Consider the following 26,443-nt stretch of genomic DNA (forward strand, 5'->3'; position numbering starts at 1 on the left):
GAAAGTTCAACCAGTACTGGCGGTTTCTTAGCGTTCCTCGATGCGTAATTCTGTCAGAGAGCTTTCTTTCATCTGACCGATGACTAATGGAACGGTCTCATGAACCACATCGCTGTATTCTAAGCCGAACCAGCGTTCAGGTGAAATGGTATGGCGTTTGATAAAAAGCTTCGTCTGCATGACTTGCTTCTGCCATTTGCTTAATGCAGTTGCATTCGACAGCTCTTCTTCGATCATCACGAATTGGAAATCGCCCACATTGCGTCCAGGCGTTAAGGAGTAGCGTTGCGGCTGCAGCGGCAAGCGACCATCTTTCATTAATTCTTGAATGATTTGGCGAATGTAGAGATTGACTTCTTGCGGCACCCGAAAGCCGAGATAAAGCTTTAGTTTAACGATAAAATCGGTATCTGCCATCGAAACTTCATATTTTTTCGTATAGGGTTCATCGGTGACTTCCACATTGACGAACCAATACACTTTGGCACGCTTCGGTCGTTTGTCTAAAATGGAATAGATGAACTGCTGACCGATCTGATCGTCTTGCAGCTTAGGAACCATGAAGACGACGTTCGTCTGAGATAACGGCAAAGAATCATCTTCCCGCAACTGTTTCAATTGAGGGATGTAGGTAGAAAGTGCAACTTCTTCGGCAGCATTTTCTTGAATACGATTGCCCCATTCCCAAATCAGCATCACGCCGATGATCACGCTGGCTAATAAGATGGCAACGTAACCGCCATGGAAAAATTTGGTCGCACTGGAGATAAAGAAAATCCCCTCGATCGCTGCAAAAAAGAGCGTGATGAACGGTGCCAAGAAACGGGTCTTCTTGTTTTGGTGCAAGTAGAAATACAGCAAAATAGTGGTCATCAACATCGTTACCGTAATGGCCAATCCATAAGCAGCTTCCATCCGAGTAGAGGTCTGGAAGAACAAGACCACGCCAGAACAGGCGATCCACAGCAAGGTGTTCAAGGCAGGAATGTACATTTGCCCGATAGACGCCCCCGGATAGATGATTTGCATCCGCGGCAATAGTTTCAACTTGATGGCTTCAGAAACCAAGGTAAAGGAGCCAGACAGCAGGGCTTGCGAAGCAATGATGGCAGCGAGGGTGGCAAAGCTGACGCCAAAGACTGTCCACCCTTGCGGCAACGCTTGGAAGAATGGATTCAAGTTTTCGATTTCTTGATAAGTCGGGTTTTGATAGACTTGCAGCAACCACGCCGCTTGACCAAAGTAATTCAGCATCAAGCAGATTTTGATATAGGGCCAGCTGGCATAAATGTTTTTCTTGCCCACGTGACCTAAGTCTGAGTAGAGGGCTTCCGCACCAGTCGTTGCCAAAAAGATATTGCCGAGAATAAAGAGACCGGCGCTGTTATCGGGACTAAAGAGCAGATTGATTGCATAACGGGGATCAAGGGCGCGAATCACTGAAAGGTCACCAGCAAAGTTCATCACACCGACGATGCCTAAGAAGGTGAACCAGCCTAGCATGATCGGTCCGAAGGCTTTGCCGACAAACTCAGTCCCAAAGCGCTGCAGGGCAAAGAGGACCAATAAGATTGCTAAGGTGATGCCGACGATGATCGATTGATCATTGCCGAAGCGATCAAAAAAGACTGGAATCCCCCGTAATCCTTCGATGGCAGTGGTCACCGTCACGGCTGGCGTCAACACGCCATCTGCTAGCAGGGCTGCGCCCCCGATGATTGCTGGAATAATCAAATAGCGGCTGTTTTTACGAACTAGGGTATAAAGGGAGAAAATCCCGCCTTCTCCATGATTATCCGCGTTTAATGCGATCAAGACGTACTTGATCGTCGTTAACAGCGTTAGCGTCCAAAAGACGAGCGAGACGCTGCCTAAGATAAAATCGGGTGTTAAGGTGCGTAGTCCGCCATTGTCCTCCACCAAGGCTTTCATTACGTAAAGCGGGCTCGTACCGATATCACCGTAGACCACCCCCATGGCGACTAAAAGTCCGCCGGCGGTCACTTTTTTCATTTTACTTGAACTCATTGACTGTTTTCCCTCCATTTTAAACTGCAAAAAGACCTAAGCGGCCCCTTGCCACTTAGGTCTTGCAAGAAACATCTTAAACCAGCGGATTCCCGCTTGCTGTTGATCTAAGATCATGGAACGATCCATGTGCTACTCCCCTAAAGTGCTCTTATTATCTTTGTTTTTACAGCTCCTGTCAATTGATTTGTTAAAAATGGCAATAAACATTTTTCATTTCCTGCTTTTCAGCGTAAGATAACAATAGGTATGGAATAAGGAGGCAGGAAAATGATTGAGATCAAGAATCTGACGAAACAGTATGGACCAAAAAAAGCGTTGTCTGATCTTTCCCTGACGATCCGTCAAGGGGAGATCTTTGGCTTTCTGGGACACAACGGAGCAGGGAAGTCGACCACGATCAAAAGCTTAGTGAGTATTTTGCAGCCAACGAGTGGGGAAATCTATTTTGATGGCCAATCCCTCGTGGAACATCGCGAAGCGATAAAAAAACAAATTGCTTATGTGCCGGACACGCCAGATTTGTTTTTACAGCTAACGGCAGGGGAGTATTGGGACTTGATTGCCGCCGCGTATGAGGTGCCAGCAGCGGAAAAGGCCGAGCGTTTACAAAAATTAGGGCGCTTGTTTGATATGCTGTCTCATGAAGAAGAGACCATCGCCAGCTTTTCCCATGGAATGCGGCAAAAAACGCTGCTGATTGGGGCATTGATTCCCGATCCTGACATTTGGATCTTGGATGAACCGTTACAAGGCTTAGATCCCCAAGCGGCGTATGATTTAAAAGAAATGATGAAACAGCATGCTGCCAAGGGCAAGACCGTGATTTTTTCCACCCACGTCTTAGACACCGCCCAGCAGTTGTGTGATCAATTGGCGATTTTGAAAAAAGGCGAGCTGCTGTACAATGGCTCAGTGGCAGATTTGCTGGCACAGCATCCGTCGCTTTCTTTGGAAACGATCTATCTGCAAATGACTGGGAGAAGTCAAGAAGAAGCGATTCTTGCAGAAGCGGAGGAAGCGTAGATGCGAAAACAACAATTTCTGACTCTGACCTCCGTTAATTTGCGGTATGCCAATCCCCAATTGACAGACAAAGCCCGCAAAAAAGGCAAGGCTGGTTCGACCTTGACCAGTTATTTGTTGTTTCAATATGCGCTTTCTGGGGTAGTGTTTCTGCTAGTCTATGGGTTGACGATGATCACATTGGATTTTAGTCAGATGCCAGGCTTTTTTACCGCTTATGTCGCTTTGTTCGGGATCTTAGGCTTTTCCCAAGGGATTTCGTCCATTTACAATGTCTTTTTCGAGAGTCAAGATCTGCCAGCGTATTTGCCGCTGCCCTTTCGACAGAGTGAAATTTTTCTGGCAAAGATCGTGGTGGTATTTCTCACCGTTGCGCCGTTTATTTTTCCTCTGTTGGTCTTATTTCTCCTGACAGGGATTCGGGCAAACGTCTTTTTCTTGCTGACGATCTTATGGGCGTTCTTGCTGTTCGGCTTGTTTTTAGTCTTGATCTTCAGCATTTGCAGCTTGATCGTCTTCAGCCTGACCCGCACCAAGTTTTTCTTGAAGCATAAAAAATTGGTCACTAGTTTATTGCTAGGCGTGACGATGCTGGTTGTTGTGATCGGGGTCTTAATGATGAATCAGGTGAATACTTATGAGACAGACGTGGTAGATCGGGGAGCGATCAGCTTTTTATTGCCCTTTTATTATGTGATGGTGGCACCGTTTCAAACGACTGGTTTGCTTAGCTTGCTAGGGATCATCGCCACAGCAGGCGTGTTGCTTTTTGCCCTCTATCGATTGATCTTGCCGAAGTTTTATGAGCAAGTGGCAGCCGCGGCGCCCAACCAAGGGAGTGTTCGTCGGAAGCATAAACCCAATCAAGGCTTGGGCCAGCTGTTGTTTAATTACAATTCGCAGTTGATCCGAGATCCGAATTTGATCATGCAAGTCTTTTCTTCTTCGTTGCTGATGCCCATTATTTTCTTAGTGTCCTTTGTGTTTACAGGAGCGATTCAGTTAAGTGAATTGGATGAGCGGTTTATCGGTGTCGTTTTTGTGGCGGGGATCGCCTTGGCAGCATTGATGGTCAACCCGACTTCTTTTATCAGTAATTTGATCTCACTGGATCAGGAGAATTTCTTGTTTGTCCGCTCCTTGCCGCTATCGATGAAGCGCTACTTGCGGGAAAAATTCCGCTTTGGCGTCGTTTTGCAGCTGAGCTTAACGGCAGTCATCGTGCTGGCAGCAGTCCTTCTGTTCAAAATGCCGCTGATTTTGGCTGTCTCTTTTCTAATCGGGGCACTTTGGAGCAGTTTTCTTTTGTGCTTGAAATATTTTGCTCGTGATTATCGGCTGCTGCTTTTGGATTGGACCAACATCAGTCAATTGTTTACGAGAGGGGCGGGGAGTCTTGGGTTAGCCATTGGAACGATCGCAACGCTGTTTCTTTCCATCATTGTTATCATTCTTTACGGCTTTGCTGCGACTTCGGTTGATTTTTGGTTATTGAATGGTCCGGTTTTCTTTGTGATCCTCTTGACCAGCGTCCTTTGGATAGCCCATTATTACCATAGATTTTGGCGTCGTTTTTCCTAAGGGAAGCGACGCTTTGCTTTTTTTATTTAAGGATGGGTAAATTAACTATTTATTCAGAAAATTCAGAAAAACTATTTACAATCAAGCGGAAACATGGTTAGATAGGAGTACCTATTACTTTGCTTTCATTTTTTGCTGTACAAGTTTGGATAACCGACTTGTCAAAGAGCTGTGACCAAAGTCAAAAAGACCAATGAGACCTGAGCGCTCGTTGCCTCTTTTGCTTTTGTCACGGTTTTTTTGTACAAAAAAACCTGCCAAGCAGCGGCAGGTCGTCTCACTATTAAGCTTTCGTGTGGTCTTTTGCTGGGACTTTGTTTTCTAGGTCTGTCCGTACAACTAACACATCACAGCCGGCATGGCGAATGACATATTCAGAAACGGAACCGATAAAGATTCGTTCCACGGCATTTAAACCAGTGGCACCGATCATAATCAAATCGATGTCGTGATCTTCTGGCAATTGTTTGGCAATGATCGGTTTTGGCGAGCCGTATTCGATCACCGTTTTGACCGCAGTTACTTGATGCTTGCGGGCATAATCCTCATAGTCTTTCAAGGTTTGTTTGGCCATTTCGGTTGCTTGTTCAGCAAGCATGCCGTCAAAAGAAGAAACGGTTTGAAAGGCACGAGTGTCGATCACATGTGCTAAAACCAATTCAGAATCATTCCGCTGTGCCACGTTCACGGCTTTTTTGAAGGCTAATTCTGACTCGCTAGACCCATCGACGGCTACCATGATTCGTTGATATTGTTGTAACATAAGAAACACTCCCATCTGTTATCTTCTACTTTTATTGTAATGCTTTTTTCTGGAAAAAGAAAACCTAATCTTTCTTTTTTTTCATTTTTTGTGCCACCAAGATGCTGAAAGATGCGGAAGAGAGCAGCAATAAAGCCAAATAAAACAAGGCAATCAGCTCCTTATCGACAAAGCCTACAACCAATGCCACCACGCCTAAAAGGAAATGAATGAGACTATAGGTTTTTAAGAAGACCTTATTCGCCTCGGTGGTAGGGATCAAAGTGAAAAAAATCGCTTGTTTGGCATAAAGCAAATAACTGGTGCCGAATAATACGAGTGCCACGATCGTAAATAATAGAAGAATCATAAACATACGCCATCCTGTCCTAAGTTGATAAGTTTAGTATAGCGAACCCTAGAAAGAATAGCAAAAGCCACCCTTACTCTGATGTCAGGCAAGGACGTTTCACTGTTGCTATCGGTTAGAAAACGCAAAAAAGCCATCTGTTAAAAACAGATGGCACATTCTAAAAAGAATGGGTAATATCCGTTGATGCCGTTCTTTTTCCCATAGTATTGATCCCGCAAATTCTAGCAGGTGGGTTCCACGGTCTAAGCTTCGAACTACCAAAGGAAAAGGCATGTTACCAGCATTGACACAAGACGGATCCCAAGATATCAATAAAAATGTTCGGTCAACACACAAAAGGGACAACTCGTACATCACAGAATTCCCACCCTTATAGTAGCATAGGAATGACGAAGGTGCAATAAAGTTGTTTGAAAACGATACCAAAAAGTCACTATTTTTTTTAAGTACCTAGTTTTTTTTCTTTCGCTGCTGCAATTGTTGGTACCGTTGACCTAAGGCTTGCTCATATTTACCAGTGGCTTTTGGTTGGTAATAATGAGTATTTTTCAGCTTATCAGGTAAGTATTGCTGATCGACCCAGGCATCATCAAAATTATGTGGGTATTGATAGCCGACACCCCGATTCAAGCTTTGGGCACCCTTGTAATGACTGTCTCGTAAATGATCCGGGACATCGCCAGCTTTACCGCTGCGAATATCTGCGATCGCTGCATCCAATGCCATGTAGGCAGAGTTGGATTTTGGTGACAGACATAGATCGACCACTGTATCGGCTAACGGAATCCGAGCTTCTGGCAAGCCCAAACGTTCAGCGGCTAACACAGCATTGACGGTTCGAGCAGCGGCTGCTGGGTTAGCTAAACCAATGTCTTCATAGCCGATGACCATCAAGCGCCGACAAATGATCGCCAGATCGCCTGCCTCTACTAAACGACCTAAGTAATGCAGCGCACCATCCACATCGCTGCCGCGAATCGATTTTTGAAAAGCAGAGATCACATCATAGTGCGCATCCCCATCTTTATCGTGGGTCAATGCTTTACGCTGGACGCACTCTTCAATGATCGCTAAGGTCAAATGAATAATGCCGTCTGGTCCTTTTGGGGTGGAACGAGCAGCGAGCTCTAAGCCGTTTAGCGCACTTCGTAAATCGCCGTTGGTCGCTCGCGAGAGATGCAAGCGGGCATCATCGGTCAATACGATGGTTTCTGATCCAAGTCCGCGAGTTTCATCTGCTAAAGCTTGATCAATGGCGGTCAAAATATCTTCTTCTTGGAGCGGTTTGACTTCAAAAATCTGTGTCCGACTGCGAATCGCTGGATTGATCGTAATGTAGGGATTTTCCGTCGTGGCACCGATCATAATGATCTTGCCGCTTTCTAAATGGGGCAGTAAAAAGTCTTGTTTTGTCTTGTCTAGTCGATGGACTTCATCAAGCAGTAAAATGACAGTACCGCTCATTTTAGCTTCCTCTGCCACGATCTGCAGGTCTTTTTTTGTATCTGTGGCGGCGTTCAGCATGCGAAACGCATAGCGTGTCGAGCCGGCGATCGCACTGGCAATGCTGGTTTTTCCGGTTCCCGGCGGTCCGTATAGGATCATCGAAGAAAGCATTTTGGCTTCGACCATTCGGCGAATGATTTTCCCCGGGCCAACCAAATGCTGCTGTCCGACGACTTCATCTAAGTTCCGTGGCCGCATTCGATAAGCAAGTGGCTGCTGCATAAAACGATCCTCTCCTTTTCCTGTAAGTATAACATAAGAACGTATATTCTCATAAACAAGCTGATTTGTGTCTTTACAGAAACAAAAGGGCGCTTATTTTCCACTCAGTCAGCAAAAATCAGGTTCGTTGAAAAGAAATCGTTGAGATCGTCGTAACTCTGTAGTCAAAGATAGTAAGTTCGCCGAGAATTGTGTAGAATAAAGAGGGTGATGAGAATGGATGAATTAATGGCACTTTTTGCGACACAGCCGACAACGACCATCGCACGTGCCTTATTAGGAATGTATTTGGAACATGAGACCCCAGAAGGAACAGTAGGTGGGTATATCGTGGATTGTGAAGCGTATCTAGGTCCCGATGATCTGGCGGCTCATAGTGTGGGCATGCGAAACACACCAAGGGTTCGGGCGATGTATCAGGAACCAGGTACGATTTATTTATATACGATGCATACGCATCGAATCGTCAACTTTATTACGCAGCCAAAAGGCATCCCGCAAGGAATCATGATTCGCGGGCTAGAACCGGTGGATGGGATCGCCTTGATGGAACAACAACGACAAAAAACAGGACCGGATGTAGCCAACGGCCCCGGGAAACTGGTACAGGCACTGCAGATCCCCGCTGAGCTTTATGGAGAATCGATTTTTACAAGCCCACTGCATTTGGTTCCTGAGCGCCGACGTACCCCAAAAGAAATTTTGGCATTGCCTCGGATCGGTATCCCAAATAAAGGGGAATGGACCCAGATGCCGCTTCGTTTTGCGGTGGCTGGCAATCCGTATTTGACAAATATACGAAAAACCGCTGTTCAGCAAGACCATGGATGGTGTTAAGAAAGAAGGAATAGTGATGGCGAAAGAAACGATATTGACTTACTTAGATCAGCGATTAACGAAAAAAATCACCGACTATGATGTGGCGATCGATTGGGATGCCAAAAATCATACGATCGAATTGGTGCTGCGCTTGTTTGCTGAAAATCCTCACCACGTGCAGATCGACGATGCGCAAGGTGTGGCATCAGAAGAAGCGATCATTGAATTTGAAGATGGGATTTTGCTGTATGATCCACAAAAATCAACGTTTGATGAAGAAGATTATTTAGCGACGATCCCTTATGCAGGGAAAAAAGGGATCCAAAAAGCCTTGTTAGACGGATTGGTTGATTACATTCAAGAAATTTTAGAAGAAGGCCAAAGCGATCTGCTTGATTTCTTGAACGATGACAGTGAAGAAGCGATCTTTGAATTGCGATTCAACGAAGAAGAATTTGTGGAGAAAATGACGAACTATCAAGCGGGAGCTGGGGAAACCATGATCCCGTACCCTAGTTACTAAGGAGAACGAACATGAAATGGAATGAAGTAACCGTAGCGACAGCTAGCGAAGCAGTGGAAGCAGTCGCCAATATTTTAATGGAACACGGAGCAAGTGGGGTAGCGATCGAGGACGTTTTAGATATCGAAAATTTTAAAAGCGATGCGTATGGCGAAATTTTGGATAAAGAAACCTATACGACCTTAGAAGAAGGCGCCCAAGTCAGTGCCTATTTCCCAGAGACGATCTTTTTACCAGAAGTGCTGCCGACGATCAAAGCAGCCATCGACCGTCTGCCAGAATATGGTTTGGCGATCGGCAAAAACACCATCACAACGAGCGAGGTCGTGGAAGAAGCATGGGCGACGGCCTGGAAAAAATATTACCATCCAGTCCGTATCTCCCGCTATCTGACGATCGTGCCGAGCTGGGAAAACTATCAACCGCTGCAAGAAGATGAAAAGATCATCACCCTTGATCCGGGGATGGCTTTTGGAACCGGCACGCATCCTACGACACGCTTGACATTACAAGCCCTAGAAGTCTACTTGCGAGGCGGTGAAACCGTCTTAGATGTCGGGACGGGCTCAGGCGTGTTGAGTATCGCCAGTAAATATTTAGGTGCCAAAGACGTGTTCGCTTATGATCTAGATGAAGTCGCTGTGAGGTCCGCCCAAGAAAATATGGCGATGAACCCTATTGCTCACGATGTGACCGTGCAGGCCAATGATCTCTTGCAAGGAGTGACGGTCCCTGCTGATCTTATCGTTGCCAATATTTTAGCGGACATCATTCTATTGATGATCCCTGATGCGTGGCGTCTATTGAAGCAAGAAGGGACCTTGATCGTTTCTGGGATCATTGAGACGAAAAAACAATTAGTGATCGATGCCATGATCGCACAAGGCTTTGAGATCGATCAATTGTTCAATCAAAAAGACTGGTATGCGATCGCCTTTAAAAAACCAGAGGTAGAGTAAGATGCAGCGATATTTTTTACAGGAGCCTTATGAAGCAAAAGCGGTGTTTGCCGTTTCGGGAGAACCCTTCCACCATATGATCCGAGTGATGCGCATGACTCCCGGGGCAAAAGTCGGTTTAGTGTTTGAGGATCATTTGGCGATCATTGCCAAGATCAAAGAAGCCGATGAAGAAACGGTGTACTTAGAGGAAGTCGAAAAAGAACAGCAGGACAAGGAATTGCCGCTGCAGGTCACGATCGCTAGCGGCTACCCGAAAGGCGACAAGCTGGACTTGATCGTTCAAAAAGGAACGGAACTGGGGGCGGCAGCCTTTATCGGTTTTCCTGCGCAAACTTCGGTCGTGAAATGGGATCAAAAGAAATTACAGAAAAAGCAGCAGCGGCTGCAAAAAATCGCCCAAGAAGCGGCGGAGCAATCCCAACGGCAGATCGCACCAGCCATCACGCTACTGGATAACGCCAAAGCATTTTGGCAAAGCCTCAGTCAGTATGATGCGGTCCTAGTGGCTTATGAAGAATCAGCCAAACAAGGAGAAGCAGCGATGCTGCTGCAAGTGATCACCGCATTGCCTGTTGGCAGCAAAGTTTTAGCGATCTTTGGTCCAGAAGGCGGTCTGACCCCCTCCGAAATCGAAGAAGCCCAGCAAAACAACGCCAAATTATGCGGGTTAGGCCCTCGAATTTTACGAACAGAAACAGCACCGTTTTATTTTTTAAGTGCTGTCAGTGTGCTAACGGAATTAAAGAGGATGTGAGTTGATGAATAAGAACCAAGAAGCAATCAGTGTCCGTTTGTTGACGGCCGATCTGACCGACTGGGTCTTGAAGGATTTTATCAATCAATATAAGACGACCTTAAAGGAAGTCGTCGTTTTGCCTAGTGCCATTCGGCGAGCGAAAATCTTGGCACAAGGCTCTTCCCTACAAATCGGCGCAGTGATCGATTACCCCCTTGCCCAAGGAACACTGGCAAAGGTGGCGTTTGAAATTGGTCGGGCGTTTATGGAAGGCGCCGATTTTTTGGAAGTCTGGCTGCCAGCTTCTTCCTTCATGGAAAATGATCGTGGCTTTGCGGAGCTGACTGAAACGATCCGCTCCTTGACCTTGACAGGAGGAGAGATCCGCTTAGCTGTGCAAACCGAGATCATGAATGAATTGACGAAGATCCAAGTAGCACAACGCTTGAAAGAAGAAGCTTGGCCAAAGATCGTGTTAGGGCAAAAACAACCACTAGCGGAAGCATTGCATGACGTGAGCTTGTTTTCCTTAGATGGTGGCAGTCAACTGTCGATCCAGATCAATCCTGACACAGTCGATGAACAAGCGCTGCAATCACTACAGGCTGCTGGCGCTGAGAAAATCGGACTCTCGTATCATGTTTTTGAAGAATTGCTTAAGGACCAGCCGTCGCCCGATGTGCTTTGAACAACAGCGATTGAAAAATAGCTGAAAAATTTGTATAATAATACTACTAAATAAGAACTGCAGGTTAGACAGGAGTCCCATGCTTAGAACGTTTGTCCGCAAGGCTTTGGGTGCGTGACGAAACGTTAACAGCGACTTCTGTCTGCCTTTTTGATAGCACAAAAAAGAAAAGCAGGAGGCGGAATGAATGGCAAAAGAAGTTATATTGACCGGGCCCAATGTCATCAAATTGGTCGCTCATTATATGAGTGAAGAGCATGTTGCCTTTGTCCAAAAAGCATTAGATTACGCGACAGAAGCCCATAAAGAACAATTCCGTAAATCCGGCGAGCCTTACATTATTCATCCAATCCAAGTTGCGGGGATCTTGGCAGAATTGCAGATGGATCCTCATACCGTTGCAACTGGTTTTTTGCATGATGTCGTCGAAGATACCGATGTGACGTTAGCCGATCTGAAAGAAGAATTCGGTGCCGATGTAGCGATGCTAGTGGATGGCGTGACCAAGCTGGGTAAGATCAAGTACAAATCTCATGAAGAACAATTAGCAGAAAATCATCGGAAAATGTTGATCGCCATGGCGCAAGATTTACGGGTCATCATGGTCAAACTGGCTGACCGTTTACATAATATGCGTACGTTGAAACATCTGCGGGAAGACAAACAGCGCCGCATCGCCCAAGAAACGATGGAAATCTATGCCCCATTGGCTCATCGTTTAGGGATCAGCCGCATCAAATGGGAATTAGAAGATATTTCTTTGCGTTATTTGAATCCACAGCAATATTACCGAATCGTGCATTTGATGCAGACAAAGCGAGAAGAACGGGAATCCTACGTTTCTGAAACCGTAGAAGAGATTCGAATCGCCACCGAGGAACTAGATATCTATGCTGAGATCTATGGCCGACCAAAGCATATTTACTCGATCTATCGCAAGATGAAAGACCAAAAGAAACAGTTCAATGAAATCTATGATTTGTTGGCGATCCGAGTGATCGTTGACTCCATCAAAGATTGTTATGCGGTTTTGGGAACGATCCATACAAAATGGAAACCAATGCCTGGGCGGTTCAAGGATTATATCGCGATGCCAAAAGCCAACATGTACCAATCGCTGCATACGACGGTCATTGGTCCCAAAGGCAATCCTGTCGAGATCCAAATTCGGACCCATGAAATGCATGAGATCGCTGAATTTGGGGTTGCTGCGCACTGGGCCTATAAAGAAGGCAAGACCGAAAAAGTCAGAGCCGACAAGATGACCCAACAAGTTGGCTGGTTCCGAGAAATCTTGGAACTACAAGATGAAAGCTATGATGCTTCTGAATTTATGGAAGGTGTCAAAGGCGATATTTTCAGCGACAAAGTCTATGTATTTACGCCAAAAGGTGATGTGACGGAGTTGCCTCAAGGCTCCAGTCCCCTGGATTTTGCCTATAGCATCCATACCGACATCGGTAACAAAACCACCGGCGCCAAGGTCAACGGCAAGATGGTCCAATTGGACTACAAGCTAAAAAATGGGGACATTATCGAGATCTTGACCTCACCAAATTCCTTTGGCCCAAGCCGCGACTGGGTCAAACTAGTGGCTACCAGCAAAGCGAAGAACAAAATCAAACGATTTTTTAAAGCCCAAGATCGTGATGAAAACATCATCAAAGGGCATGAGGCAGTGGTTCGTACCTTACAAGATATGGGCTTTGTGCCGAAAGAATTTTTGACGAAAAGCAAAATGGCGGAAGCTTGCGAACGGTTCAACTACCAAACAGAAGATGATCTATTTGCCTCTGTCGGCTATGGGGAAGTTAGTCCCACGACTTTAGCCAACCGTTTGACCGAAGAAGAACGGCGCGAGAAACAAATCGAGAAGCAAAAGCAGCAAGTCCAAGAGATGATCAATCAACCGACGAAAAAAGAACCAGAAAAAATGAAGGTTCGCCACGAAGGCGGCATTGTCATTGAAGGGGTCGATAACTTGTTGATCCGTATCTCCCGCTGCTGCAATCCGGTCCCTGGAGATTCGATCGTAGGCTACATTACCAAAGGCCGAGGAATCTCGATCCACCGCAGCGATTGTCCCAATGTTCAAAACAAAGACGCCGCGAACCGTTTGATCGATGTTGAGTGGGAAGATGCCACCGACATCAACAAAGAATACGATGCCGATCTTGAGATCTACGGCTATGATCGTTCTGGGTTGCTCAATGATGTCTTACAGACAGTCAACACTGTCACGAAGCGCTTAGTGAGTGTCGAAGCCAAAACCAACAAAGACAAAATGGCAACGATCCGCATCACGGTGGCGATTCAGAATTTGACCCATTTGAAATCGATCGTTGATAAGATCAAGCAGATTCCAGATGTTTACAGCGTCAGACGTACGAAGGGATGAGAAAGAATGCGGGCAGTGATCCAGCGAGTCAGTCAAGCAAGTGTGTCGATTGAGGAGAATATCGTCGGTGCGATCCAACAAGGGTTTATGGTTTTATTGGGGATCACCCATGAGGATACAGGCGACGATGTGGCTTATCTCGTAAGAAAAATCAAAAATCTGCGGGTTTTTGAAGACGAAGAAGGTAAAATGAATCGGTCACTGGAAAGTATAAATGGCGCCGTCTTGAGTATTTCACAGTTCACCCTCTATGGGGAGACCAAGAAAGGCAATCGTCCCAGCTTCATTCAAGCGGCACCGCCAAGTATTGCGATCCCGCTTTACGAAGCTTTTAATGAAGGCTTAAAAGCAGAAGGGATCACTGTTGCTACTGGAAAATTTGGTGCAGATATGCAAGTCGCCTTGGTCAATGATGGCCCGGTGACGATTGTAATCGATACGAAAGAAAAATAAGTGATACAAAACGAAGGATTTTCTCGCTGGGAAAGAGTGAGAGAATTCCTTCGTTTTTTTATACTCTCGAAAGCGCCAAGCATTTTTGATGGAATCCAAGTAAAATTTAAGTTGAAATCGGGAAATCTTACAAAACTGTTAGCAAAAATCCCATTCTTTTATTTGTTATTTAACATCTTTTTCTTGTTCTTTTATAAGGGTTTTTAAATGGAAATATCGTTTGTACTCGTTTTTTAATATTTAAAATTCGAAAAACGACCCTTTATTGCGATTGTTCTTGAGGGAGAAGTATGGAATAATTGTTAAAAAATAATGTCACTGGAGGAAAAAACAATGAACTTTTGGCAGCGTGCATTAAAAAGTATCACCAGAAGAAAAGGGAAATCATTTATTTTATTTTTAGTTCTATTTATTCTAGGCAATGTGATCGCTGGTGCTGTAGCAATTCAACAATCCACTGCCAACGTGGAGCGAGAGACGAAACGCAAAATGGGGAACGTAGCTACGGTGGAAATGGATTGGGAAGGTTTTGAAAAAGAGCATGCAGATGCTTCGGACGAAGAGCGGTCTCAAGAAGATTTTTATCCGAAACCACCAGCGCTGGATGTTTATGAGCAAATCGGTCAGTTAAGCTATGTGAAATATTTTGATTACCAAAATCAAGCTTGGTTAGAAACAACAAAATTGAAAGCCTATACGCCGGAGGATGGCTCGGTCGGCATGGGTGGCAACTATTTCTCTTTGAAGGGCGGAAATTTGGTTGAGCCATTAGACATGCAAGAAGGCTTGATTCGCTTGGAGGAAGGCGAGGGATTGACAGAAAAAGATGTCAGTGAGTTGACGAACGCTGTATTGATCAGTAAAGAGATCGCAGAATTGAATAACCTGAGTGTCGGTGATCAATTGGTGTGGGATACTCGGGCAGAAGTGATGATGGAAGGTGGTTCAAGCGAGGGAGTGAGTGACGATAGTGAGGATGCGACGGACGAAACAGCTGAAAGTGGCAATCGTGTCGCAACCTTTGATTATCCCGTGACCATTGCAGGAATCTTTTCTGTCGTTAAAAAGGATCAAAGCAATCAAGGCAGTTCATCAGATCAAAGCAATTCTCAAAATAGTGATCAGATATGGCAAGTGATGGATCAAATCAACACCTTTTATGCTAGCAATAATTTAGTACAAGATTTTAACAAATTGCAGTCTGAAAAGCTTTGGGGTCAAGAAGTGATCGAAGAAGAGTCAGACGCCTATTATCAACCGATCTTTGTCCTAAATTCAACGGATGACGTCGAAGCCTTTAAACAAGAAGCCGGTGCGTTATTGCCCCAATATTACCGCGTCGTTGCCAATACGGATCAATACGAGCAGATCGCCGGTGGTTTTACTCGTTTAGGAGTGATCGCAAATTACATCGTGATCATTGCATCGATCGCTACCATCTTTATCATTTCCTTAGTGGTCTTGCTTTTCTTACGAGATCGGAAACAAGAATTAGGCATCTATCTCTCCTTGGGGGAAAGCCGTGGGAAAGTCATTGGTCAGATCGTGATTGAAGTCTTGCTGGTTAGTTTAGCCGCACTGCTATTGTCCTTAGTGACCGGGAACTTATTAGGTGGGGCCGTTTCAAATACTTTGATGCAAAACGATTGGATGAGCAATCAAAATGAGATGGGCGGTGTTTATTCTGGCGGTTTGATGGCAGCTAATATTGATTACATGGATATCAAGAATGCCTATCAAGTGTCCTTCTCAGCCGGCTACATCATCACGTATCTGGCGTTAGGTCTAGGAACTGTCTTACTCTCAGCGATTTTACCGCTACTGTATATTTTACGCTTGAATCCAAAGAAAATCATGATGTAGGAGGAACCAACGATGACTTTATTAGAAACGAAAGCAGTCGATTACTATTACCAAGACGGCGATCAGCGCCGCTATATACTGAAAGAGACCTCTGTTTCTTTTGAAAAAGGGACTTTCTATGCCATCTTAGGACAATCTGGTTCGGGAAAAACGACGTTTTTGTCCTTGATCAGTGCGTTGGATAGTCCGAAAAGCGGTCAAGTACTTTATGAAGGCACCGATATCGAAAAAATCGGGCATGAGAATTATCGCCGCGACGACATCAGTATCATTTTCCAAAGCTATAATCTGATTCCCTATTTGAGTGCAGTCGAAAATGTCTTAGTGCCGATGGCGATTACGAAAAATCAGCTGCCAGACAATCAACGAGAAGTGGCGTACAATTTGCTGGATTATATAGGCATCACTAAAGAAAAAGCCGATCGTCTCGTCAATCAATTATCTGGTGGGGAACAACAACGGGTAGCGATCGCCCGGGCGTTAGCCACCAATGTCGATATCATTTTAGCGGACGAACCAACCGGGAATTTGGATGAAGAAATGGAACAAGAAATCATCGATATCTTTAAAGAGCTGGCACACGTCCACAACAAATGTGTGATCGTCGTGACCCACGCCAACGAGATCGCTCAACAAGCGGATGAAGTCTTGTATTTACGTAAAGGTGTGTTGAGCAAACATGAGTGATTTTTTATCAAATTTTAGCCCGGACAACTATGATGGCAAAAAGAAACCCACGCCCGATCGCGAGAAAAAAACCAGCGAACCTGTCGTAGATCAAAACGCAAGTGGCGCGGAGCAAGCGGGCAAACCAGCAGAGCCGACGACGGTTCACCAATCAGAAGAGTCGAGCGCTAGTGAGCCACTGAGTCGTTCGGCAGCCCGTCAACAAACACAGACGACTGAAGCAAAAGCGGCGAGTTCTTCGACGGAGAAGGTAGCATCAAAGGAACCAGTCAGCCGGTTTGGGAAAGAAGAAACGGAATTTGATCCGACCTACAAAAAGCGTAAGCAGAAAAAAATCTTGCTGATTGCCCTACTGACCGCCTTGGCGGTTGCCGTGATCGGGATCGTCTACTATCAAATGACCCATGTGAAGGTGCCAGATTTCACTGCCCAAGATCTGTCAGAAGCGCGGACGTGGGGCATGGAAGAAGGCGTCGCTATCAAAGTAGAGCAAGAATATGATTTTGACAAAGACGTCAACCAAGTGATTGACCAAAGTGTTGATCCTGACAAAAAGATCAAGAAGGGTGCCACATTGACACTGACGGCGAGTCTCGGGCCTGATCCTGAAGAACGCTTAGAGCTGCCAGATTTTTCAGCGATGCAAGTGACCGAAGCAAAAGAATGGATCGCCAGCAATAAAGCCGAGAACCTCTCTTTGATCGAACAATTTGACGACAACGTAGCAGCAGAAGCCTTTATTAAACAAGAGGCGGCCAACAAAGAGCTTGATTTGGCGGAATACAAACGCAAAGACCGTTTGAGTGTCTATTATTCAAAAGGGAAAGAGGTCTTTGAAAAGAATATTGAAGTACCTGATTTTACGGGCAAAGCCAAGAGTGAAGCTTCTGAATGGGCGAAAAAGAATGACTTGAAATACAAAGAAGAAACCGTCTTTTCTGACAGTGTCGCCCTGGATCTGGTGGTTTCACAAGAACCAGTCAAAGGCAGCAAACTCGCGAAAAAAGATGAATTTGTGGTGAAGGTCTCAAAAGGCCAAGCATTGACCGTTCCAGATTTTTCACAATACACGATCGAAGAAGCCCAAGGACTAGAATCGAAAATCCCGCTGCAAGTCAGCACAGTCTATTCCGATCAAGTGGCGTATGGTAGTTTCTTGAGCCAGTCGGAAGAAGCAGGCAAAGAATACAGCGAAAGCGATACTTTGCCAACCGTCAAAGTCGTCTACTCATTAGGCCGACCATATTTAAAAGACATCCGTTTTCAAGCAACGGAAGGCGACTTGCCAAAACTATTCTTTGATGAATACAAATCAAAAGGCGCCAACGTCTATTATGAAATCTACTATGTCGATTCGGCGGAACCAAAAGGAACCGTTGTTGAAATGAGCCGCTACGGCGAGTTTATTCCCCTAGAAACGTGGATCACCATCGGGATCAGCCGCGGCAATCTGCAAGGCAGTACCCAAACACCGCCGGCAGATGATGGCGGTGACGATGTCGATGAACCGATCAGTACCGCTGGTTCAAACGCTACCGAATAATCCTTACTAAGTGCTTTTTCAAACCGCATCAAAAAAGCAAGCACCCTTCTTTTTGGAAGGGTGCTTTTTACTTACTAATTGTAAAAAAACACAAGCGAGCCGCTTGAAATCGCTGGGTCGATAAAGTAAACTTGATGGTAACGATAAAAAATGGCTCCGCAGTGCCATCTATAGAAGGGACGAAACAAATGATAAAAAAATTACTCGCGAATGTTGGCAGCTATAAGAAGGACAGCTTGCTGACCCCTGTGTATGTAGCAGGAGAGGTTGCCTTAGATGTCATTATGCCCCTGATCATGGCCATGATGATCGACCAAGGGATCGAAAAAGGAGACGCCGGTGTGATTCTAAGAGATGGCGGCTTGCTTTTTTTATGTTCCTTGATCGCATTACTTTTAGGAACGCTTGGCGGACGAACGGCAGCGATCGCTTCGGCTGGTTTTGCCCGCAACCTGCGGCACAATCTGTTTCGCCGAATCCAAGATTTTTCCTTTTCAAACATTGACCGCTTTTCTTCCTCCAGTTTGATCACCCGCTTGACCACTGACGTGACCAACGTCCAAAATGCTTACCAAATGATTATTCGTATTCTGGTCCGTAGTCCGTTAGTTCTGATTTTTTCACTTGCAATGGTTAGCACCATCAGTCCAGAACTTATGACGATCTATCTGGTTGTTTTACCGATCTTAGCGATTGGCCTGGCTTTAGTTATACGTTTTGCCCACCCGCTGTTTCTAAAAGTATTCCGCATTTATGACCGCCTGAATAATGTGGTGCAAGAAAATTTACAAGGGGTTCGCGTCGTGAAATCGTATGTTCGGGAAGAACAGCAAGAAGAACTGTTTGGCGAAGTGTCCACCGATGTTTATCGGAATTTCACGCTTGCGCAACGAATCGTCTCTTTCAACATGCCATTGATGCAATTTTCTGTCTATACGTGTATGCTGCTCCTGTCATGGTTTGGTGCTCAGCTGATCGTGGAACAAAGCAGCCTGACCACTGGGGAGTTAGTCAGCATGTTCAACTACACGATGCAGATTTTGATGAGCTTGATGATGATGTCGATGGCTTTCGTGCAGATTTTGATCGCACGAACGTCTGCCGAACGGGTCGTAGAAGTATTAGATGAAGAAAGTGACTTGAAAAATCCCTCCGATCCAGTCAAAGAGATCAAAGACGGCTCCATCGTTTTTGAGAATGTCGGCTTTAGTTACGCCAATGACAAAAACAAGCTGGCGCTGACGGATGCAAATCTGCGTATCGAATCCGGGGAAGTCATTGGAGTCATTGGCGGGACCGGGAGCGGAAAATCCACCCTCGTCCAGCTGATCCCGCGCTTATATGATGTGATTGAAGGGCGTGTCATCGTCGGCGGTCATGATGTTCGCGACTATGATTTAGAAGCATTGCGGGACCAAGTAAGTATGGTCTTGCAAAACAATGTCCTTTTCAGCGGCACCATCAACGACAATTTACGTTGGGGCAATGAAGAAGCGTCGGATGAAGAGATCCAGCGCGTGGCAACGATCGCACAAGCCGATCCCTTCATTCAAGAATTTCCTGATAAATATGAAACGCAGATCTCACAAGGAGGAAACAATGTTTCTGGTGGACAAAAACAACGGTTGACGATTGCTCGTGCCTTGTTGAAGAAACCGAAAATCTTGATCCTCGATGATTCTACCAGTGCCGTCGATACCAAAACCGACCGCAGTATTCGTGAAGGCTTGAAACGAGAAATCCCTGGAACGACGACGATCATTATTTCCCAACGGATCAATTCGATTGAAGACGCCGATCGGATCATCGTAATGGATGATGGCAAAATCAACGGCATCGGTACCCATGAAGAATTATTGGCAAACAATGCCATCTATCAAGAAGTGTACCATTCGCAGCAGAAAGGATTTGGTGAAGGTGAAGAATAGACAAGCAGCAAATCCCAAGCGCACATTGAAACGCTTATTGCGGACGATGTTTGGCGACTACAAAGGACAACTCCTATTCGTCGTTGTTATGATCTTATTAAGTGCCTTTGCCAACGTTCGCGGTTCGTTGTTTTTACAAGTCGTGATCGACGATCATATCACACCGCTTTTAGGGCAAGCCAATCCTGATTTTGGCGGTTTGTTTCGGGCGATCGTTCAAATGGCGATCATCTACCTGATTGGGATCTTGGCCGCACTGATCTATAACTTTATGATGGTCAAGATCAGTGAGGGGACGCAGAAAAAAATCCGTGACCAAATGTTTACGCATATGCAGTCTCTACCCGTCGGTTACTTTGATGCCCGCTCAGATGGCGACATCATGAGTCACTTTACCAACGATACGGATACGTTGCGCCAAATGATCTCCCAAAGTATTCCAAACTTGATGATGGCGGCGGTAACCTTTTGTTCTGTCTTTATCGCTATGTTCTCCATCAGTGTCCCATTGACTTTGTTCGTGATGCTGTCGATTATTTTGATGCTGAATGTGATCCGTATCATTTCTCGCCGCAGCGGCCGCTTCTTTGGCGCACAGCAACGAGATTTAGGCGCTGTCAACGGGTATATCGAAGAAATGATGCACGGGCAAAAAGTCGTCAAGATCTTCAATCATGAAAAAATCGTCATGGAAGAATTTGATGCCTTAAATGACCAACTACAAGAAAGTGCCACTAAAGCCAATGTCAATGCCAATACCTTGATGCCGATCATGATGAACTTACTGAATGTCCAATATGTCTTGATCGCCATCATTGGGGGCCTGTTTGCCATCAATGGTGTTTCTGGCCTAACGGTCGGGATGATCGCTTCTTTCTTGCAGCTGAGCCGTTCATTAAATGGTCCTATCAGCCAGGTGTCACAACAAATCAATTTTGTGATCATGGCGTTAGCTGGTGCCGAGCGGATCTTCCATCTATTAGATGAAACGCCAGAAATCGATCATGGCTACGTCACACTGGTCAATGCCAAATGGTCGCAAGGTCAGCTAGTTGAAACCAAAGAACGAACAGGCACGTGGGCGTGGAAACATCCCCACGAGGATGGGACCATTACCTATACGGAAGTGACGGGAGACGTGCGATTTGAAGATGTTGATTTCGGCTATGTCGACAATCAACTGGTCTTACATGATATCAATCTGTATGCAGAGCCTGGGCAAAAAGTTGCTTTTGTTGGTGCCACAGGTGCTGGTAAGACAACGATCACCAATTTGATCAATCGGTTCTACAACATCCAAGACGGGAAGATTCGTTATGATGGCATCAATATTGAAAAAATCCATCTTGAATCCCTGCGCCGCTCCTTAGGGATCGTGTTGCAAGACACCCATTTGTTTACTGGAACGATTCGCGAGAATATTCGCTTCGGAAAACTGGATGCTAGTGATGAAGAAGTGCTGGCAGCTGCGAAATTAGCCAATGCCGACATGTTTATCAACCACTTGCCAGAAAAATACGACACCGTGATCACGGGCGATGGCGAAGGGCTTTCCCAAGGGCAACGTCAGCTGTTGGCAATTGCGCGGGCAGCGATCGCTGATCCGCCAGTGATGATCTTAGACGAAGCCACCTCAAGCATCGATACCCGTACAGAGCGGATCGTCCAATCAGGGATGGACCGTTTGATGTCTGGACGGACCGTGTTTGTGATTGCTCATCGATTGTCTACGATCCAAAACTCCGATGCCATCATGGTGATGGATCATGGCCGTATCATTGAGCGGGGGACTCATGAAACGCTATTGGCGGAAAAAGGCACCTATTATCAGCTCTATACTGGAAAAATCGAATTGGATTGATCCTGCCATGGCTACGGCTTGAAGCTGCAGCGACTGGCGATCTACCTATTTTTCCCTTGTTTGCAACGACCGATTGGCAGTAAGCCAGTCGGTTTTTTTGCGCAGCTCGAAAAAATGGTATACTGTCACTGAGACAGCCGCACAACGGCGGCAGCACGTCAGCAGTTGTGCTGCGAAAAATGGATTCCATGAGGTGAAAACATGAAACTAGCATTGGCAAAGATCGTTTTAGATGATGAGTGGTATGAAGTGGTCCAATCGGAAAAAGGGTTAGTTTATTTTGGTCGGCAGCAGGATCATCATGAATTACTCAAGTTCTTTCCATTGGCTGAAATCAGTAGTACAGCTGACCTTGATCCAGTAATTGAAGCGCAGCTGCAAGCGTATTTTACAGGGGAACCAGTGACATTTACTTTTGCGTTTGATTTTGTCGGGACACCGTTTCAACAAACCGTTTGGCAAGCACTGACCCAAATTCCTTATGGGCAAACCACTACGTATAGTGACTTGGCGCTACGCATTCAACGACCGACTGCTGTCCGCGCTGTCGCAAATGCAGTGGGGCGTAACCCGATGATGATCGTGGTTCCTTGTCATCGTGTGTTAGGAAAAAACGGTCGCTTGACTGGGTACAGGGGCGGGTTAGCAACCAAACGCCGACTACTGCAACTGGAAGGGATTCCGTTTAAAGAGTAAGGGAAGCAAACTATTTATAGTAAAAAATACTAAAAAGCAATTTCATTTCCTTTTTTCTCTGGTATAATAAAATTGATTCCGGTTACAAGAAGGGGTGGAGGAAATGAACATCGTTGATTTGCAAAATGGTTCTGATATTCGAGGAATTGCGATCGCAACAGAAAAAGAGCAGGTGACACTGACAGAGCAAGCGGTTCGGCAAGTTGCTTCGGGCTTGCGCAACTGGTTGGCAACAAAGGGCAGCGGTCCTTTTCGCGTGGCAGTCGGTCGTGACAGTCGCTTGAGTGGCGAAGCACTGCAAGAAGTGTTGATGGCACAGCTGCAGCAAGAAGGCGTGGCAGTGATCGATTGCGGCTTGGCAACGACACCTGCCATGTTTATGAGTACACAGTTTGCGGATTTCGACTGTGATGCTGGTGTGATGCTGACAGCGAGTCATTTGCCTTATTATTTTAATGGAATAAAAATTTTCAGCCGCCAAGGCGGTGCCGAAAAAACGGATATCCACTATATTTTGACCCACACTACCGTTCATGAGGCAGCGGAAAAAGGAAGCTATCAGCAAAAAGACCTGCTGACGCCTTATGCCCAAGATCTACTGCAAAAAATTCGCCAAGGGATGGGAACCAATGAGGAAAAACCTTTGGCTGGATTAAAGATCATTGTTGATGCAGGCAATGGCGCCGGCGGCTTTTTTGCTGAAAAAGTGTTGCTGCCGCTAGGGGCAGATACGAATGGCTCGCAATTTTTAGAACCGGATGGGCATTTTCCCAATCATATCCCGAATCCAGACAATAAAGAGGCAATGGCAAGTATCCGTGAAGCCGTCTTGCGAGAACAAGCCGATCTAGGCATTATTTTCGATACCGATGTCGACCGCTCGGCCGTCGTGACCAAAAGCGGTGAGCCCTTGAACCGCAACAATATGATCGCTGTATTAAGCAAGATCATCTTAGCGGAACACCCTGGCACACGTATCGTCACCAATTCGCCAACCTCCAATCATTTAAAAACCTTTATCGAAGCACTGGGAGGGCAGCAAGTACGCTATATTTCTGGCTACCGCAATGTGATCAACAAAGCGATCGAATTGAATGAAGCAGGACTGGACACACAGTTAGCCATCGAAACCAGCGGGCATGCCGCGTTTAAAGAAAATTTCTTTTTAGATGACGGGGCGTACGTGATCGCCAAGCTCTTGATGATGCTGCCTCAATTGCAACAGCAAGGCACGACACTGGATGAGCTGATCGCGGCGTTGCAACAACCCGCCGAGACCCAAGAATTGCGCTTTGCGATCCAACAAGCTGACTATCAAGTCTATGGTCGCCAAGGAATCGCGGATTTAGCCGATCATTTGCTGCCAGGCTGGCAGATCGATCCAGAAAATGAGGAAGGCATTCGCATCAACTTGACAGCGCCCTATGGCCAAGGCTGGTTCTTGCTGCGAATGAGCCTGCACGAACCACTGCTGGTGCTGCAGATCGAAAATGATGAAGCGGGTCATCTACCGGCAGTCGTTCAAGCGATCGGTCGCTTCCTATCGCAGTATGAAGCCATCGATCAAAGCAAACTGACACAGTTTTTAGCACAGCAACCAAAAATTTGAAGAAAAGTAGGGAACTAAAATGGTGATCTTGATGCTGCTGATCATGGCAGTGACGTATGGTGTGAATTTTTTCTTGTTTCGTTACTTGAACAAACGACCAAAAATCGATGTCGTTGAACGGTTATCGATGTTATTAGGTGTCAACATGAGTGTGCTTTTTTTCGATGGGATCTTATTGTTTATCGGTAAATTACTGATCGAGACGGTAGAGATCATCGAATAACCCAATAGACATTTTTGCTTTGCCTCGCCACTGGCCTCTACCGTCAGTGGCGAGGTTTTTTAGGGTTTGCTAAAAACGGCGATTAATGTTCGCATTCGTTTTTGATATTTGATAAAGTAAAGAGGAGAAAATTACACAAAGTGAGGGAATTCACGGATATGGCAAAAATAATGGTAGTAGAAGATGAAGCGGTGATTCGCCAACTGATTATCGAAGAACTAGAAAAATGGCAGTTTGAGACCTTTGGCACGACGGATTTCCATCAAGTGTTGACTGACTTTGAAGAACAAGAGCCCCAACTGATTTTACTGGATATCAACTTGCCGGTTTTTGATGGCTACTATTGGTGTCAAAAAATCCGCGAAGCTTCCAAAGTACCAATCATTTTTATTTCTAGCCGCAATACCAATATGGATATGATCATGGCCATGAATATGGGAGCGGACGATTTTGTGACAAAACCTTTTGAGATCGACGTTCTGATTGCAAAAATCAATGCGCTGCTGCGCCGTTCCTACAACTATGTAGAAAGCAGCAGTGAAACGTTAGTGCATAACGGTTTGACCCTCAATATCGACAACAGCAGCATGTATATCAATGGCGAAAGCATCGATCTTAGCAAAAACGAATACCGCCTGCTGTATATTTTGATGAAAAATCACGGCAAGATTTTAAGTCGGGAAAAACTCTTGCGGGCCTTATGGGATGACGAGCGATTTGTAGACGACAATACCTTGACGGTCAATATCAATCGTTTGCGACGAAAAATCGAACAAGCGGGGATGAACGGCTACATTGAGACCAAGGTTGGTCAAGGGTACATCGTACCATGACAAAGTGGCGGGTTTTGCGCAGTTTTTTGAAAGATCGTTGGCTGCTGTTTATCGGTTGGCTAGTCTTTTTCGTGTTGACGGTCTTAGTTTTTTGGCTGACTCCTCATTCCCCGATGGATTGGGGCACAGTCGGCTATCTCTTTTTGATGCAAAGTGTCTTGATGGTGTTCTTTTTAGCAGTCAGCTACTTATCTAAGCGGCGTTTTTGGCAAAAAATCACCCCCAAGCCTGGAGACAGCTTGCTGCAAAACTACTTGCAAGGAGCACGCTCGGCGGAAGAAGAACGGATCGAATCCTACATCAATCAGTTGATCCGAGAGCACCAAGAATTGATGCAGCAAGTCGTCAGCAATCAAGAAGAACAAAAGGAATACATCGATTCGTGGGTCCATGAGATCAAAGTCCCTTTAGCTGCATCACGATTGCTTTTGCATTCGATCGAATTTGATATTCCCGATGAAAAATTCATCTTACTAGAAAATGAATTGAACCGCATGAACGAATACGTCGAGCAAGTCTTATACGTCGCCCGCTTAGACAGCTTTTCAAAAGATTATCTGGTCCAAGAAATTTCATTGAAAGCCGTCATCCAGCCAGTTTTACGCAGTCAGGCCAATTATTTTATCCAAAAGAACCTGCACTATGCCGTTGAAGGCGAGGATCAGCAAGTGTTGACCGATGAAAAATGGCTCGGCTTTATCTTTCGACAGCTGGTCAGCAATGCCGTGAAGTACACACCACAAAATGGGCAGCTGACGATTCGGATCGAAAAAGATGCCCAAGGGACCTATCTCCACTTGCAAGATAGTGGGATCGGCATTCCTAAAGAAGATATGCGGCGCATCTTTGATAAAGGCTTTACGGGCGAAAATGGGCGCCAAACGGACACCCACTCGACGGGATTGGGGCTCTTTTTAGCGAAAAGTTTAGCGAAGGAATTAGGCATCGAGCTAACGGCTTCGTCGACAGTTGGAAAAGGAACCACCATGACGCTGTTCTTTCCGTTGTTGAGTTATTATGAGGAAAAACGCTAATCTGCTTTTTTTCGAGTATCTTTTTGTGTTTTTTGACAAAAATCACTTGTCCCTAGAACGTTTTCACTGATACACTAAAGCCTGTGTTTAAAATTGAATGGTAAGGATG

General features: G+C 45.6%; 23 protein-coding genes and 1 other RNA gene. 19 read left to right on the forward strand and 5 right to left on the reverse strand.

Features of this window, described 5'->3' with window-relative positions; genetic code table 11:
* Positions 1-27: 27 nt before the first annotated feature.
* Positions 28-2,028 (reverse strand): KUP/HAK/KT family potassium transporter, encoded by a 2,001-nt coding sequence (locus tag A5883_RS00285; protein ID WP_005227748.1) that lies wholly within the window; start codon positions 2,026-2,028, stop codon positions 28-30.
* Between the two features lie 270 nt (positions 2,029-2,298).
* Here A5883_RS00285 and A5883_RS00290 point away from each other — a divergent pair, with 270 nt between their 5' ends.
* Positions 2,299-3,054 carry an ABC transporter ATP-binding protein gene (locus tag A5883_RS00290; protein ID WP_005227750.1) on the forward strand — a complete coding sequence of 252 codons (756 nt, stop codon included), beginning with the start codon at positions 2,299-2,301 and terminating at the stop codon, positions 3,052-3,054.
* Positions 3,055-4,635: an ABC transporter gene (locus A5883_RS00295; RefSeq protein WP_086337760.1), complete on the forward strand. Its 1,581-nt coding sequence runs from the start codon at positions 3,055-3,057 to the stop codon at positions 4,633-4,635.
* A gap of 283 nt (positions 4,636-4,918) precedes the next feature.
* Here A5883_RS00295 and A5883_RS00300 read toward each other — a convergent pair whose 3' ends face one another.
* The 4 genes from A5883_RS00300 to A5883_RS00315 all read right to left on the reverse strand — a co-directional run bounded on the left by A5883_RS00300 (position 4,919) and on the right by A5883_RS00315 (position 7,478).
* A complete protein-coding gene (locus tag A5883_RS00300) occupies positions 4,919-5,398 on the reverse strand; it encodes a universal stress protein (RefSeq protein WP_010749033.1) in 480 nt (159 codons plus the stop codon).
* A 64-nt stretch (positions 5,399-5,462) separates the two neighbouring features.
* Complete coding sequence (locus A5883_RS00305) at positions 5,463-5,753, reverse strand: hypothetical protein (RefSeq protein ID WP_086337761.1); 291 nt, start codon at positions 5,751-5,753, stop codon at positions 5,463-5,465.
* A gap of 167 nt (positions 5,754-5,920) precedes the next feature.
* A non-coding RNA gene (gene ssrS, locus A5883_RS00310) (6S RNA) lies at positions 5,921-6,115 on the reverse strand.
* Between the two features lie 85 nt (positions 6,116-6,200).
* Positions 6,201-7,478: a replication-associated recombination protein A gene (locus A5883_RS00315; protein WP_015510472.1), complete on the reverse strand. Its 1,278-nt coding sequence runs from the start codon at positions 7,476-7,478 to the stop codon at positions 6,201-6,203.
* Between the two features lie 216 nt (positions 7,479-7,694).
* On the opposite strand from A5883_RS00315, the gene A5883_RS00320 reads away from it, so the two are divergent.
* From A5883_RS00320 to sapS, 17 genes are all read left to right on the forward strand, one after another.
* Positions 7,695-8,315 carry a DNA-3-methyladenine glycosylase gene (locus A5883_RS00320; RefSeq protein ID WP_010749036.1) on the forward strand — a complete coding sequence of 207 codons (621 nt, stop codon included), beginning with the start codon at positions 7,695-7,697 and terminating at the stop codon, positions 8,313-8,315.
* Between the two features lie 16 nt (positions 8,316-8,331).
* Positions 8,332-8,820: a DUF3013 family protein gene (locus A5883_RS00325; RefSeq protein ID WP_005227763.1), complete on the forward strand. Its 489-nt coding sequence runs from the start codon at positions 8,332-8,334 to the stop codon at positions 8,818-8,820.
* 11 nt (positions 8,821-8,831) lie between these two features.
* Positions 8,832-9,779: a 50S ribosomal protein L11 methyltransferase gene (prmA, locus tag A5883_RS00330; RefSeq protein WP_010749037.1), complete on the forward strand. Its 948-nt coding sequence runs from the start codon at positions 8,832-8,834 to the stop codon at positions 9,777-9,779.
* Position 9,780: 1 nt separating this feature from the next.
* A complete protein-coding gene (locus A5883_RS00335; protein ID WP_015510470.1) occupies positions 9,781-10,536 on the forward strand; it encodes a 16S rRNA (uracil(1498)-N(3))-methyltransferase in 756 nt (251 codons plus the stop codon).
* Positions 10,537-10,540: 4 nt separating this feature from the next.
* Positions 10,541-11,206 (forward strand): hypothetical protein, encoded by a 666-nt coding sequence (locus A5883_RS00340; protein ID WP_005227769.1) that lies wholly within the window; start codon positions 10,541-10,543, stop codon positions 11,204-11,206.
* A gap of 187 nt (positions 11,207-11,393) precedes the next feature.
* Positions 11,394-13,604, forward strand: a complete 2,211-nt coding sequence (locus A5883_RS00345) for a RelA/SpoT family protein (RefSeq protein ID WP_005227770.1) — start codon at positions 11,394-11,396, stop codon at positions 13,602-13,604.
* Positions 13,605-13,610: 6 nt separating this feature from the next.
* Positions 13,611-14,057 (forward strand): D-aminoacyl-tRNA deacylase, encoded by a 447-nt coding sequence (dtd, locus tag A5883_RS00350; protein WP_005227772.1) that lies wholly within the window; start codon positions 13,611-13,613, stop codon positions 14,055-14,057.
* A gap of 312 nt (positions 14,058-14,369) precedes the next feature.
* A complete protein-coding gene (locus A5883_RS00355; RefSeq protein ID WP_086337762.1) occupies positions 14,370-15,920 on the forward strand; it encodes an ABC transporter permease in 1,551 nt (516 codons plus the stop codon).
* 12 nt (positions 15,921-15,932) lie between these two features.
* Positions 15,933-16,607, forward strand: a complete 675-nt coding sequence (locus tag A5883_RS00360) for an ABC transporter ATP-binding protein (RefSeq protein WP_005227776.1) — start codon at positions 15,933-15,935, stop codon at positions 16,605-16,607.
* Complete coding sequence (locus tag A5883_RS00365; RefSeq protein WP_086337763.1) at positions 16,600-18,150, forward strand: PASTA domain-containing protein; 1,551 nt, start codon at positions 16,600-16,602, stop codon at positions 18,148-18,150. The genes A5883_RS00360 and A5883_RS00365 overlap by 8 nt, the downstream gene beginning before the upstream one ends.
* Positions 18,151-18,338: 188 nt before the next feature.
* Positions 18,339-20,078, forward strand: coding sequence for an ABC transporter ATP-binding protein (locus A5883_RS00370; RefSeq protein WP_086337764.1), 1,740 nt, complete (start codon positions 18,339-18,341; stop codon positions 20,076-20,078).
* The gene (locus A5883_RS00375; RefSeq protein ID WP_005227782.1) at positions 20,017-21,939 is read left to right on the forward strand and encodes an ABC transporter ATP-binding protein; all 1,923 of its coding nucleotides are present in this window, start codon (positions 20,017-20,019) and stop codon (positions 21,937-21,939) included. Before A5883_RS00370 ends, A5883_RS00375 begins: the two co-directional genes overlap by 62 nt.
* Before the next feature lie 201 nt (positions 21,940-22,140).
* Positions 22,141-22,635: a methylated-DNA--[protein]-cysteine S-methyltransferase gene (locus A5883_RS00380; RefSeq protein WP_086337765.1), complete on the forward strand. Its 495-nt coding sequence runs from the start codon at positions 22,141-22,143 to the stop codon at positions 22,633-22,635.
* A gap of 103 nt (positions 22,636-22,738) precedes the next feature.
* A complete protein-coding gene (locus tag A5883_RS00385) occupies positions 22,739-24,244 on the forward strand; it encodes a phosphomannomutase/phosphoglucomutase (protein ID WP_086337766.1) in 1,506 nt (501 codons plus the stop codon).
* A gap of 19 nt (positions 24,245-24,263) precedes the next feature.
* Complete coding sequence (locus A5883_RS00390; protein ID WP_005227790.1) at positions 24,264-24,467, forward strand: hypothetical protein; 204 nt, start codon at positions 24,264-24,266, stop codon at positions 24,465-24,467.
* Positions 24,468-24,625: 158 nt separating this feature from the next.
* A complete protein-coding gene (gene sapR, locus A5883_RS00395) occupies positions 24,626-25,300 on the forward strand; it encodes a two-component system response regulator SapR (protein WP_005227794.1) in 675 nt (224 codons plus the stop codon).
* The gene (gene sapS / locus A5883_RS00400) at positions 25,297-26,334 is read left to right on the forward strand and encodes a two-component system sensor histidine kinase SapS (protein ID WP_010749047.1); all 1,038 of its coding nucleotides are present in this window, start codon (positions 25,297-25,299) and stop codon (positions 26,332-26,334) included. The genes sapR and sapS overlap by 4 nt, the downstream gene beginning before the upstream one ends.
* Positions 26,335-26,443: the final 109 nt, after the last annotated feature.

The organism is Enterococcus sp. 5B3_DIV0040, from assembly GCF_002140755.1.
GTDB lineage: Bacteria > Bacillota > Bacilli > Lactobacillales > Enterococcaceae > Enterococcus_D > Enterococcus_D casseliflavus.